Source organism: Streptomyces sp. NPDC059679, assembly GCF_042734105.1.
Lineage (GTDB): Bacteria > Actinomycetota > Actinomycetes > Streptomycetales > Streptomycetaceae > Streptomyces.
Genome location: NZ_JBHWES010000002.1, coordinates 393,961 through 406,405, shown reverse-complemented (window position 1 = coordinate 406,405; position 12,445 = coordinate 393,961). Strand labels below are relative to the sequence as shown.

The 12,445-nt window shown below is 70.1% G+C and carries 11 protein-coding genes; 4 read left to right on the top strand and 7 right to left on the bottom strand.

The window, feature by feature from the left end:
• Positions 1–140: 140 nt before the first annotated feature.
• Positions 141–278, top strand: a complete 138-nt coding sequence (locus ACFV2X_RS04330; protein ID WP_385611209.1) for a hypothetical protein — start codon at positions 141–143, stop codon at positions 276–278.
• 23 nt (positions 279–301) lie between these two features.
• Here the strand turns inward: ACFV2X_RS04330 and ACFV2X_RS04325 are convergent, their stop codons facing one another.
• Together ACFV2X_RS04325 and ACFV2X_RS04320 are read right to left on the bottom strand one after the other, a co-directional pair.
• Positions 302–1,924, bottom strand: a complete 1,623-nt coding sequence (locus ACFV2X_RS04325) for a multicopper oxidase family protein (RefSeq protein WP_385611208.1) — start codon at positions 1,922–1,924, stop codon at positions 302–304.
• A complete protein-coding gene (locus ACFV2X_RS04320; protein ID WP_385611206.1) occupies positions 1,917–2,306 on the bottom strand; it encodes a hypothetical protein in 390 nt (129 codons plus the stop codon). Before ACFV2X_RS04320 ends, ACFV2X_RS04325 begins: the two co-directional genes overlap by 8 nt.
• 157 nt (positions 2,307–2,463) lie before the next feature.
• Here ACFV2X_RS04320 and ACFV2X_RS04315 point away from each other — a divergent pair, with 157 nt between their 5' ends.
• The 3 genes from ACFV2X_RS04315 (at position 2,464) to ACFV2X_RS04305 (ending at position 5,639) form a co-directional block, all read left to right on the top strand.
• Positions 2,464–3,354, top strand: coding sequence for a LysR family transcriptional regulator (locus tag ACFV2X_RS04315; RefSeq protein WP_385611203.1), 891 nt, complete (start codon positions 2,464–2,466; stop codon positions 3,352–3,354).
• A 46-nt stretch (positions 3,355–3,400) separates the two neighbouring features.
• A complete protein-coding gene (locus ACFV2X_RS04310; protein WP_385611201.1) occupies positions 3,401–4,297 on the top strand; it encodes a spermidine synthase in 897 nt (298 codons plus the stop codon).
• Positions 4,298–4,379: 82 nt separating this feature from the next.
• Entirely contained in the window at positions 4,380–5,639 is a 1,260-nt protein-coding gene (locus tag ACFV2X_RS04305) for a MalY/PatB family protein (protein ID WP_385611198.1), read from the top strand.
• Here ACFV2X_RS04305 and ACFV2X_RS04300 read toward each other — a convergent pair.
• The 5 genes from ACFV2X_RS04300 to ACFV2X_RS04280 all read right to left on the bottom strand — a co-directional run bounded on the left by ACFV2X_RS04300 (position 5,633) and on the right by ACFV2X_RS04280 (position 12,342).
• Positions 5,633–7,309: a cytochrome bc complex cytochrome b subunit gene (locus ACFV2X_RS04300; protein WP_385611196.1), complete on the bottom strand. Its 1,677-nt coding sequence runs from the start codon at positions 7,307–7,309 to the stop codon at positions 5,633–5,635. The two genes, ACFV2X_RS04305 and ACFV2X_RS04300, sit on opposite strands and share 7 nt — an antisense overlap.
• Positions 7,310–7,468: 159 nt before the next feature.
• A complete protein-coding gene (locus ACFV2X_RS04295; protein WP_385611193.1) occupies positions 7,469–8,872 on the bottom strand; it encodes a GH1 family beta-glucosidase in 1,404 nt (467 codons plus the stop codon).
• 145 nt (positions 8,873–9,017) lie between these two features.
• Positions 9,018–9,953 (bottom strand): carbohydrate ABC transporter permease, encoded by a 936-nt coding sequence (locus ACFV2X_RS04290; RefSeq protein ID WP_385611190.1) that lies wholly within the window; start codon positions 9,951–9,953, stop codon positions 9,018–9,020.
• An 18-nt stretch (positions 9,954–9,971) separates the two neighbouring features.
• Complete coding sequence (locus tag ACFV2X_RS04285; RefSeq protein ID WP_385611187.1) at positions 9,972–10,997, bottom strand: carbohydrate ABC transporter permease; 1,026 nt, start codon at positions 10,995–10,997, stop codon at positions 9,972–9,974.
• Between the two features lie 7 nt (positions 10,998–11,004).
• Positions 11,005–12,342 carry an ABC transporter substrate-binding protein gene (locus tag ACFV2X_RS04280; RefSeq protein WP_385611185.1) on the bottom strand — a complete coding sequence of 446 codons (1,338 nt, stop codon included), beginning with the start codon at positions 12,340–12,342 and terminating at the stop codon, positions 11,005–11,007.
• Positions 12,343–12,445 lie beyond the last annotated feature (103 nt).

Below are 12,445 nucleotides of genomic sequence, written 5' to 3'. Positions count from 1 at the left end.
AGATTTACACCCCCTAAATCGTCGGATGCTACTTTTTTTTATATGAGACCGCCGGTGGGGGGGGGGTCCGCCTGAGCCGGGGGGGCGCCGCCGCGGGCGGCGCCGCCGAGGGCGGCGACGAGGAGAGCGGCGGCGGCACGGTGTCGCCGCCGCTGACCGGCACCGGCTGGCTGGTGCCGCCGGGCGATACGTACACCGGAGTGACCGACCCCGCCGAGCTGCGCGCCGCGCTCGGGGAGGCCGCCCGCCTCATCGAGGCCGTCGACCGCTGCCAGTGACCGGCGGGCGCCGATGAGCCGGTTCAGGCGACGTGGAGGTTGGCCATCATGCCCATGTCCTCGTGCTCGGCGTTGTGGCAGTGGAACAGGTAGCGGCCCCGGTAGCCGTCGAAGCGGGTGATGATCTCCGCCGATTCGCCCGGCCGTAGCGAGACGGTGTCCTTGAGGCCCGCGTCGTGGGGGAGCGGCGGGCGCCCGCCGCGGGAGAGGATCCGGAAGCCCACCAGATGCAGATGCACGGGATGGTGCACGTCCGCGATCAGCCGCCACACCTCGATGTCGCCAAGGCGGGTGGTGACGTCCGCGCGGGCGGGGTCGAACGGCAGCCCGCCGATCAGCCAGCCCCGGCCGCCGTGCATCCGTCCGGCCCGGAACGCGAACTCCCGGACCCGGGCGGCCTCCGAGCGGCGCCAGCGCGGCAGGTCGGTGGCGAGGACCCGGGGCACCCGGCTGTCGTCGGCGGCCCGGCGCGCGACCCGGAAGGCCATCACCTCGCGGGTGCGGCCGGAGCCCAGCCGGTTGAGGAGGCGGACGCGGCCGCCGACCGGTACGTCGGCGAAGTCGACGACCACGTCGTAGCGTTCGGCCGGGGCGAGCGGCAGCCGACGGTGGGTGACGGGGGCCGCGAGCAGCCCTTGGTCGCCCCCGACCTGGACGAGATCGAGCCGCCGCCCGTCGTCCGTCACCGCCTCCAGCTCGTAGTGGCGGGCGTTGGAGCCATTCAGGATCCGCAGCCGGTACCGGGCCGCGTCGACCTCGTGGACGGGCCATGGCGCGCCGTTGACGAGGATGACGTCGCCGAGGACGCCGGCCGCGTAGGGCTCGCGGACGCCGGGCCGCTCCCGCAGGGCCGGGTCGAGGGCGGGGTAGGCGAGGCCGCCGTCGGCGTCGAACGCCCGATCCGCGATCATCAGGGGGAGTTCGCGCCGGCCGGAGGGCAGTCCGAGGGCTTCCTCGGCGTCGTCGCGCACCAGATGCAGCCCGGCCAGGCCGCGCCAGATCGCGGGCGCGGTGAAGTCCATCCGGTGGTCGTGGTACCAGAGCATGGTCGGGCGCTGCTCCAGCGGATAGGTGTACTGCCGTGTCAGCCGGGTCGTCACCGCCCGCGGATCGTGCATCGACGGCATGCCGCCTTTCCCGCTCATCCCGTGCATATCGTGGCCGCCGTCCGGCCACCCCGCGGGCAGGACGAGGTCGGTGGGGTAGCCGTCGGACTCGGGGCGGGTCCGTCCGCCGTGCAGATGCACCACGGTCGGCACCGGCAGCTCGTTGCGGTGCGTGATCGTGACGCGCCTGCCGCGCCGCGACTCGATGGTCGGCCCCGGGAAGGTGCCGTCGTAGGTCCACATCGGCGTCCGTACCCCGGGCAGGATCTCCAGGTCGACGGCACGCTGGGTGATCTCGTAGCGGTCGGCGCCGCCCGAGCTGTCGACCGGCCGCAGTACGGACGGCAGCGGCAGCGGCACCCGGAACGCGGGCGGCAGCGGCACCGCGCTGCGCAACTCGGCGCCGGTGAGGGACGGATGGCGCGCCAGCGCCGCCGAGACCCCGAGCCCGCCGGCCGCCAGCAGCCCCAGCGCCCCGCCGATGCCGAGTGCCCGGCGCCGCGTCAGATCGCCTGTCCGCAGAGGAGACGGCTCACGCATGCCGCACCTCCGTCCCCTCCGCCTGCTCCGTCACCGGACGGCGCCATACGGCGATGAACTGCACCACGAGCCCGGCGATGGTCATCACCCCCAGCGGCAGATGCAGCCACAGCGCGCCGTCCATTCCGGCGAAGTACTGCACGGTCTCGGCCGCCGCCAGCGCCAGCGTCACCAGGAACGGCCAGGCCCGGCGCAGCCGCACCCATAGGACGGCGGCCACGATGAGCTGCACATAGCCCAGGGAGGTGACGACATTGGCGCCGTCGGCATGCAGGCGCAGTCCGTCGTAGTTGCCGCTGAGATAGATGCCGGCGAACACGGGTTGCCCGACGATCGCGACCAGATGCGCGCTGACGACGGCCCGCAGTATCGCGGTGGTCATATGGCGTCCCCTCACTTTCTCTCCTCGAAGCGGGAACGCCTGTGACGCTATAACTCGCTGTCTATGGTGTCTAAGATCAATATCGCTATACTGCTATGACTTTGCAGGTATGACGGCAGAAGGTGAAAGGGAGAGGGGCGGGGCCGTGGACCTCACCATGCTCAGACAGTTCCTGGTCGTGGCGCGACTGGAGCACCTCAGCCGCGCGGCCGGGGAACTGCGCATCGCTCAGCCGTCGTTGAGCCGCACCATCGCCCGGCTCGAGGCCGAGCTGGGCACCCCGCTCTTCGACCGGGCCGGACGGCTGCGGCTCAACGACGCGGGGCGGGTCTTCCGCGCCCATGTCGAGCGCTCCCTCGGTGAACTGGAAGCGGGGCGGCGGGCCGTCGCGGAGACCGTCGGCGAGGGGTTCGGCACCGTCCGCCTCGCCTCGGAGACCTTCCTCGCCCTCACGGGACCGCTCGCGGCCTTCAAACGCGCCCACCCGTCCGTCGAGATCGAGCTCTACCAGATGCCCGTCGAGGAGATGGCCCGCCGGCTGCGCGCCCAGGAGGTGGACCTGTGCGTCGCCTCGCAGCCGATTCCCGCCGACGACCTGGAGCTGGAGACGGTCCGGCTGCTCGACGAGCCGGTGGTGCTGGCCGTGCCGCTCGGCCATCCGCTGGCCGGCCGCGCCTCGGTGGGCATCGACGAGCTCGCCGACGAGCCCTTCATCACGACCCATCAGGGGCACTGGCTGCGGCGGCTGCTGGAGCGGTTGTTCGCCGGGCGCGGTCTGGTGCCGCGGATCGTCTGCGAGGGCGATGAGCCCGGCGCCATCCAGGCGCTGATCAGCGCCGGGCTCGGCATCGGCCTCAACCCGGCCTTCGCCCGCCGCCTCGCCGAACCCGTTCCCGTGGCCTGGGCCGATATCGACAGCCCCGACTGCCGCCGCACCCTCACCCTCGTCCGGCCCGCCTCCGGCCATCTGTCGGCCGCGGCCCGGCTGATGCGCGACGGGATCGTCGGCTGGGACTGGAACGGCGGGGGAGCGGCCGTGGGCCGGTGACCGGCCGCCGCCGGTGACCCGTACCGCCCATCGCATACTGGAGCGCATGGCGAAGGGCGTACGGAAGCGGGGGCCGGCCACGCGGGAGCGGGGGTCGGCGCGGGGGCGTGCCCTGGAGCCGGTCGCCGCGCCGGTGGACGGCGGGCTCGCCGAGCTGGTGCCCGACCGGGACCGGCCGCGCGCCTGGACCCTGCTGGTGGACGGCAAGCCGCAGTCGCATGTGGACCTCGACGACCCGTCGTACTTGGACTTCGAGTACCAGCGCAGGCTCGGCCATATCGCCGATCTCGCCGCCCCGCCCGGCCGCCCGGTCCACGCCGTCCACCTCGGCGGCGGCGCCTTCACGCTCGCCCGCTATATCGCGGCGACCCGGCCCCGCTCCACCCAGCAGGTGGTCGAGGTCGACGCGCCGCTCGTCCAGTTCGTACGGCGCGAACTGCCGCTGAACCCCGCCGACCGGATCCGGGTGCGCGGTGCGGACGCGCGGGCGGGCCTGGGCAAGGTGCCCGACGGCTGGGCCGACCTGATCATCGCCGATGTCTTCAGCGGGGCCCGCACCCCGGCCCATCTCACCAGCGTGGAGTTCCTGGCCGAGGTGCGCCGGGTGCTGCGCCCCGACGGGCTGTACGCCGCCAATATCGCGGACGGCCCGCCGCTCGCCCATCTGCGAGCCCAGGTCGCCACCGCGCGCGCGGCGTTCGCGCAGCTGTCGCTGACCGCCGACCCCGCCGTGCTACGCGGCCGCCGCTTCGGCAACGCCGTGCTGCTGGCCGCCGACCGCGAGCTGCCCCTCGCCGAGCTGACCCGCCGCGCCGCCGGGGACCCCCACCCGGCGCGGACCGAACACGGCCGCGCGCTCGCGGACTTCACCGGCGGCGCGGCCCCGGTCACCGACGCGACCGCCGCGCCCTCCCCGGCGCCGCCGCCGGAGGTCTTCGACTGACCGGGCGACCGACCGGGCGACCGACTGGGCGACTGACCGGGCCGGCGCACAGCCCTCTTCGCGGACAGGGGAGCGTGGTGTGATGGATCGCATGAAGCGTGCGGATTCTCAGGCGTCGCAGAACACTCGGACCGACCCCCTGGCGCGGCTGTCTCTGGAGCAGCTGCGCAAGCGCACCAGCATGAAGTGGCGGGCGCACCCCGAGGACGTGCTTCCGCTGTGGGTGGCGGAGATGGATGTGCCGCTGGCTGCCCCCGTCGCCGAAGCGCTGCACACCGCCATCGACGCAGGCGACACCGGCTACCCGTACGGGACCGCCTACGCCGAGGCTCTGGGGGAGTTCGCCCGCGAGCGGTGGCGGTGGGACGGACTGCGGATCGAGCACACGGCGATCGTGCCGGACGTCATGCTGGGCATCGTCGAAGTGCTCCGGCTGATAACCGACCCCGGGGACGCGGTCGTCGTGTGTTCGCCGGTGTACCCGCCCTTCTACGCGTTCGTCTCCCACGACGCCAGGGACGTCGTCGAGGCGCGGCTCGGTCCGGATCTGCGGATCGACCTCGACGCCCTGGAAGAGGCGTTCGTACGGGCGCGGAGCCACGGCCGCCGCGCCGCGTTCCTCATGAGCAACCCGCACAACCCGACCGGTGTCGTCCACACCCGCGAGGAGCTGGAGGCGGTCGCGCGGCTCGCCCGGGAGCACGGGGTGAGGGTGGTGTCCGATGAGATCCACGCGCCCGTGGTGCTGCCCGGGGCCGCCTTCACCCCGTTTCTCAGCGTCCCAGGATCCGAGAACGCCTTCGCGCTGACCTCCGCGTCCAAGGCATGGAACCTCGCCGGGCTCAAGGCCGCCGTGGCCATCGCGGGCGCCGAGGCCGCCGACGACCTTCGGCGTATGCCCGAAGAGGTCGGTCACGGCCCGAGCCATCTGGGGATCATCGCCCACACCACGGCCTTCCGCGACGGCGGGGACTGGCTCGACGAACTGCTGCTCGGGCTCGATGCCAACCGGAGCCTGCTGGGGCAGCTCGTCGAAGAACACCTCCCCGAGGTGCGGTATCACCCGCCCCAGGCCACCTACCTCGCCTGGCTGGACTGCACCGGTCTTGGACTGCACGGCGATCGGCAGGCCGACGGCCCCGGCGTGGTGAGCGAAATGGCCGGACCCGCGAAGATGTTCCTGGACGAGGCCCGAGTCGCCCTCAGCTCAGGACATGTGTTCGGCTCCGGCGGCGCGGGGTGCGTACGGCTCAACTTCGCGACCTCACCGGACATCCTGCGCGAGGCGCTGACCAGGATGGGAAGCGCGGTGCGCCGGCGCGGCGGGCCCTCGGGTCAGTGAGCCGGTTCGCGCTCCTCGGGCTCCTCGTGGTGGTGTTCCCGGTACTCCTCCACCGTCGCCTTGGGGATCTGCCCGCGCGGGCCGAAGTAGCTGCGGGACAGCCTGGCGCGCAGCTTCTCCCTCCGGGAGACCTTCCGGGGGACCCCGGCCTCGTCGACCTCCGCGGGCGCTTCGATCGGGACGGGCTGGTCGTGGGCGACCAGGGTGTACCGCTCGGCCTGGGTCAGCGGCTCGTGGATCTCGACGTACTCGCCGTGTGAGAGGCGCTTGATGATGCCGGTCTCGCGGCCGTGCAGCACCTTCTCCCGGTCCCGCCGCTGGAGGCCGATGCACCACCGCTTGGTCACGATGAAGACGATCACCGGCACCACGAAGAAGGCGATCCGGTTGCCCCAGGTGACGGCGTTCAGCGACAGGTCGAAGTGCGTGGCGAAAAGGTCGTTGCCGCCCTCGACCAGCAGGACCACGTACAGCCCGATCCAGGCGGCCCCGAAGGCGGTGCGGCTCGGGGCGTTGCGGGGGCGTTCGTTGAGGTGGTGCTCGCGCTTGTCGCCGGTGATCCACGCCTCGATGAACGGGTAGAGCCAGATGGCCAGCAGCACCATCGGAAAGATCACCAGGGGGATGAACACCCCCAGGACCAGGGTGTGGCCCCACAGATTGATCTCCCAGCCCGGCATCACACGGATCAGGCCCTCGGAGAACCCCATGTACCAGTCGGGCTGGGCGTCGGTGGACACCTGGTCGGGGCGGTAGGGGCCGAAGAGCCAGACCGGATTGACCTGGGCGATGGCCGACATGATGACGAGGACGCCGAAGACGAGAAAGAAGAAACCGCCGGACTTGGCGACATAGATGGGCCACAGGGGCGGCCCGACGATATTCGTGTCCCTTCTGCCCGGTCCGATGTTGTGCGTGTGCTTGTGGTAGACGAGCAGGATCATATGGACCGCGAGCAGTCCGAGCATGATGCCGGGGATCAGCAGGATGTGGACGGTGAACAGCCGCGGAATGATGATGTCGCCGGGGAACTGTCCGCCGAAGATGAACATCGTCAGATAGGTGCCGACGATCGGCACCGACAGCACCGCGCCCTCCAAAAAGCGCATCCCCGTACCCGAGAGCAGATCGTCGGGCAGGGAGTAGCCCATGAATCCGTCGAACATGCCGAGGATCAGCAGGCCGGCGCCGGAGAGCCAGTTGATTTCGCGCGGTTTGCGGAAGACGCCGTTGAAGAAGGTGCGCATCATATGGACGAGCATGCTCGCCACGAAGATGATCGCCGCCCAGTGGTGGATCTGCCGCATGAGCAGTCCGCCGCGTACATCGAAGCTGATGTTCAAGGTGGACTCAAACGCCTCGGACATGCGGATGCCGTCCATGGGCGTGTATGAGCCGTGATAGACGACCTCACCCATGCTGGGTTCGAAGAACATGGTGAGGTAGACGCCGGTCAGAATGATGATGAGAAAGGAGTAGAGGGCGATTTCGCCGATCAGATAGGACCAGTGGTCCGGGAAGACCTTTCTCAGCTGGGCCTTGCCCATCTTGAAGAGGCCGATTCGCCCGTCGAACCAGTCGGCGAGAGCTTCCCCCTTGCCCACCCGGCCCCGGGTCCGGCTGGGTCCGGCTTCGTGTGCGGTCGGTCGGCGCCCCGGTTCTGCTCTCATGCCTCACCCTCGTCACCGAGTATGGATATGCCAGATTTACCAGCACATTCCGCTCGGCGACCATGCGCGGCGGGCCCGCGTAGGCCGTACGGAGGAAAGGCACGCCCGTATGCCGGTACGGGCTCGACCCGGTCGCCGGGCGCGACCGGGTCCTAGGGCCTACACGTCCGCTACCTCACCCGTACGGGCCACCTGTCCGTACCAGTGGGCGCTGGCCTTGGGCACGCGGGTCTGGGTCGGATAGTCGACGTAGACCGCGCCGAACCGCTTGCTGTAGCCGTACGCCCACTCGAAGTTGTCCATCAGCGACCACAGGAAGTAGCCGCGCAGATCGGCGCCGTCCGCGATGGCGCGGTGGGCGGCGGCCAGATGGGCGCGCAGATAGTCGATCCGCTCCGGGTCGTGGACCACACCGTCCGCGTCCGGCTTGTCGTCGTAGGCGGCACCGTTCTCGGTGATGTACAGCGGTACGCCCGGCGCCTCGCGGGTGTAGCGCATCAGCAGCTCGTGCAGTCCGGTCGGGTCGACCGTCCAGCCCATCTCGGTGCGCTCGCCCGGCGTCTGGTGGAAGGCCACCCGCTCCGAGCCCGGCCAGGGGGAGTGCTCGCTGGCGCCGTGGCCGTCGTTGCGGGTGGCGGGCCCGTCGCCGGTGGCGGCCGACACCAGGGAGGGCGTGTAGTAGTTGATGCCCAGTGCGTCGAGGGGGTGCTTGATGGCGGCGAGGTCGCCGTCCCGTACGAAGGACCAGTCGGTGATGGCGGCGGTGTCCGCGATCAGGTCGCTCGGATAGGCGCCGCGCAGCAGCGGGCCCGAGAAGACCCGGTTGGCGAGCGCGTCGATGCGCCGCTGCGCGTCCAGGTCCTGGGGCTGCTGGGTGAGCGGCCTGACCACCGCCGGGTTGAGGCTGATGGCGATCTGGGCGCGGGCGGGCAGCGCGGCACGCAGCGCCTGGGCGCCGAGGCCATGGGCGAGGTTGAGGTGGTGGGCGGCGCGCAGCGGGGCGAGCCGTTCGGTGCGGCCCGGGGCGTGCACCCCGGAGCCATAGCCGAGGAACGCGCTGCACCACGGCTCGTTGAGGGTGATCCAGAACTCGACGCGGTCGCCCAGCGCGTCGGCCACGATCCCGGCGTACTCGGCGAACCGCTCGGCGGTCTCGCGCTCCGGCCAGCCGCCGGTGTTCTCCAGCTCCTGGGGCAGATCCCAGTGGTAGAGGGTCAGCGCCGGCTGGATCCCGGCCGCCAGCAGCTCGTCGACCAGCGAGCGGTAGAAGTCGAGCCCGCGCTGCACGGCGGGCCCGCGGCCGGTGGGCTGGACGCGGGACCAGGAGACCGAGAAGCGGTACGCGCCCATGCCCAGCTCGGACATCAGGCGGACGTCGTCACGGAAGCGGTGGTACTGGTCGATGGCGATGTCACCGGTGTCGCCGCCGAGCGTCTTGCCTGGCGTATGGCTGAAGGTGTCCCAGATGGACGGGGTGCGGCCGTCCTCCTGGGCGGCGCCCTCGACCTGGTAGGAGGCGGCGGCCGAACCCCACAGGAAGCCGGGCGGGAAGGTCAGCGTCATGGAAGCGCTCCCATTCGATGTTGTGGTGCGGGGCGGAAGGGAGGGTGATCTTGGGTGAGGTGAGACGGTACGGGTGGGTCACGGCGCGCCGGCCAGGTCGTGACCGGCGCGCCGGGTCTGGTGGGGCAGGGCGCTTTGCGGGCCGTCAGCCCTTGACCGCGCCCTGCATGATGCCTCCGACGATCTGCTTGCCGAAGAGGACGAAGGCGATCAGCAGCGGCAGGGTACCGAGTAACGCGCCGGCCATGATCAGCGACTGGTCGACGGTATAGCCGCGGCCGAGGCCCGTCAGGGCCACCTGCACGGTCGGGTTGCCGGCCTGGGTGAGAGCGATGATGGGCCAGAAGAAGTCGTTCCACGCCTGGACGAAGGTGAGCATACCCAGTACGGCCATGGCCGGACGCGCCACCGGGAAGACGACGTGCCAGATGATCCGCAGACTGCTGGCGCCGTCCACCCGCGCGGCCTCGATCAGCTCGGTCGGCAGCGCCTGGGTCAGATACTGCCGCATGAAGAACACCCCGAAGGCGCTGACCAGCGTGGGCAGGATGACCGCCTGCAACTGGTCGGTCCACTCCAGCTTGGCGATGGCCATGTACAGCGGGACCACGCTCAGCTGGGGCGGCACCATCATCGTCCCGATGGTCAGCATCAGCAGCAGGTTCTTGAACCGGAAGCGCAGCTTGGCGAAGGCGAAGCCCGCGACGGTCGAGAACAGCACGGTGCCGGCCGCGATGGTCCCCGCCACGATGGTGGTGTTGAGCAGCGCGGTGCCCATGTTGGCATCGCTCCACGCCGTGTCCAGGTTCTTGAAGAGATTGCCGCCGAACCAGAAGGGCGGTGGCGTCTCGGCGAGCCGGGTGTTGGTGCGGGAGGCGGCGATGGCCGTCCACACCAGCGGGAAGAGCGAGCCGATGGTGAACAGGGTCAGCACGGCATAGGTGATCTTGCCGCCGTGCAGCTGCCGGCCGGCGCCCTTGGCCCCCTTGTCCCCTCTTCTCGCCTTTCTGGCCTTCCTGTCCGGGCTCCCCCCGCCCTCGGTGGCCTTGGCGGCCCTACCGGAAGAGATAACAGCGCTCATGGTTCTCCCTCGGGCAACTCACTGGCTCTTGCGCAGCCGACGGGCCACGATCGCGTTGGCGGCGGCGATCAGCAGCAGGATCAGGAACATCGTCCAGGCGATCGCGGAGGCCCGGCCGAGGTGGAGGTTCACCCAGCCCTGCTCGTACAGGTACAGGCCGAGCGTCTGGTACTGGTGGTCGGGGCCTCCGGTGGCCCCGGCGGCGCCGTTGAACAGCAGCGGCTCACCGAAGAGCTGGGTGGCCCCGATCGTCGAGACGACGACGGTGAAGAGGATCGTGGGCCGCAGCGAGGGGATGGTGACGTTGATGAACTGCTGCCAGCGCGAGGCGCCGTCCAGCGCCGCCGACTCGTACAGATCGTTCGGCACGGCCTGCATGGCGGCCAGATAGATCAGCGCGTTGTAGCCGGTCCACCGCCAGATGACGATGGTGGACACCGCGAGCTGCGAGGTCCAGGTGCCGTTCTGCCAGTCGATGTTGTTGATCCCGAGGAACCCGAGCGCCCAGTTGATCATGCCGTAGTCGCGCCCGAAGAGCAGCACGAACACCAGCGTCGCGGCGGCCACCGAGGTGGCGTACGGGGTGAGGATCGCCACCCGGAAGAACATCGAGCCGCGCAGCTTGTAGTTCAGCAGGTGCGCGAGGCCCAGGGCCATCAGCAGCTGCGGAACGGTTGAGATCACCCCGATGGTGAAGGTGTTCTGCAGCGCGTTCCAGAAGAATTCGTCGTCCCACAGCCGGGAGTAGTTGTGCCACCCCGCCCACTCCATATGGGTGGGGTCGGTGAGCTCCACCCGGTGCAGCGAGGCCCAGCCCGTGTAGAGCAGCGGGAAGAGCCCGAAGGCCGCGAAGAAGAGGAAGAACGGGGCGACGAAGGCGTACGGGGAGTACTTGATGTCCCAGCGGTAGCGGCGGCTGCGCCGGGCGCGCCGCCGCTCCTCGCCCGGATCGGGAGCCTTGGCGGCCGCGGCGCGCGGGGCCGCGCCCCCCTGCCCTGTGGGGGGCGCGGCCGTACCAGCAGTGAAACCGGAAGGGGGTGTCATCCCGGGATCACTGGTCCAGTGCGTTGTCGATCGTCTTGGTGGCGGCCTTCCAGGCGTCCTTGGGGGACTTGCCCTGCTGGTCCACCTGGAGCAGCCCGATGTCCGAGATGTTCTGCCCGATGATGGCGTCCTTCGGGCCGAGGATCTGGGTCGGAATGCCCTTCGCGGCCTCGGCGAAGATCTTGCCGGTGGGCGCGTTGTCGAAGTACGGGTGCTTGGCGCCGCCCACCTGGGGCAGGCTGTACGCGGCCTGCGAGCTCGGCCAGCTGCTCTGCTTCTCGAAGACCTTGGCCTGCTGCTCGGGGGCGGTCAGCCAGGCGGCGAGCTTGATCGCCTCCTCCTGGTGCTTGGCCGCCTTCGGCACGCCGATGAAGGCACCGCCCCAGTTGCCGGGCCTGGGGGCCGCGGCCACGTCCCACTTGTCCTTGGCCTTGTCCCCGGACTTCTCCTTGATGTAGCCCAGCATCCACGGCGGGCAGGAGACGGTGGCGAACTTGCCGTTCGCGTAGGCCTGGTCCCAGGACTTCTGGAACTGCTGGAGCTTGGCGGTCAGCTTGTCCTCGGAGGCGGTGGTCGCAAGGTTCCACGCCTCCTTCACGGCAGGGCTGTCCTTGTAGATGATCTTGCCGCTCTCGTCGTAATAGCGCTTGGCGTTGCCGGAGATCACCGCGTTGTAGACGCCGCCGGCGGAGTCCACGAAGGTGGTGTCGCCGGGCGCCTTCTTCATGTACCTCTTGCCGGTTTCGATGTACTTGTTCCAGTCGCCTGCCCACAGCTTGGCGACCTCGGTGCGGTCGGTGGGCAGCCCGGCCTGCTGGAAGAGGTCCTTGCGGTAGCAGATGGCCATCGGGCCGATATCGGTGCCCAGACCGATCGTCCGGCCGTCCTCGGTGCTGCCCTGGGCCCACTTCCAGGACAGCCAGTTCTCCTTCTTGACCCCGGGCGCCTTGGAGAGGTCGACGAACTTGTCGGCCTGGGTGGTGGTGATCTCCTTGATATTGGCGATCTCGATGGCCTGGATGTCGGCCAGGCCGCTGCCGGCGCCCAGGTGGGTCAGCAGCTGCGGATAGTAGTTCTCGTTCCGCTCGATCGACGTTTCCTCGATGTTGATATCGGGGTGGAGCTTCACGTACTCGTCATAAAGCCCGGCCTGCTTGTAGCCGAAGACGCCGAAGGTGCCGACCGTGATGGTCGTTCCCCCCTTGTTGCCGCCCTTGCCACCACCGGACGAGCCGGTCTCGTCGTCGCTGTCGTCGGCGCAGCCCGCGAGTAACCCGGCGCCGAGCGCCGCCACGGCCGCGAGGGTCACGGCCCGCCGTCGGTACGTACCAGAACTTCTGAACATTCACGTCCTCCTTGACGCCCTGACGTACCGGTCCCGGCCAAAAGGTCGCATTGCGTGGGGGTTTGTGGTGCATCGGCGCGGGCGGGCAACGTGCGGGTTATGT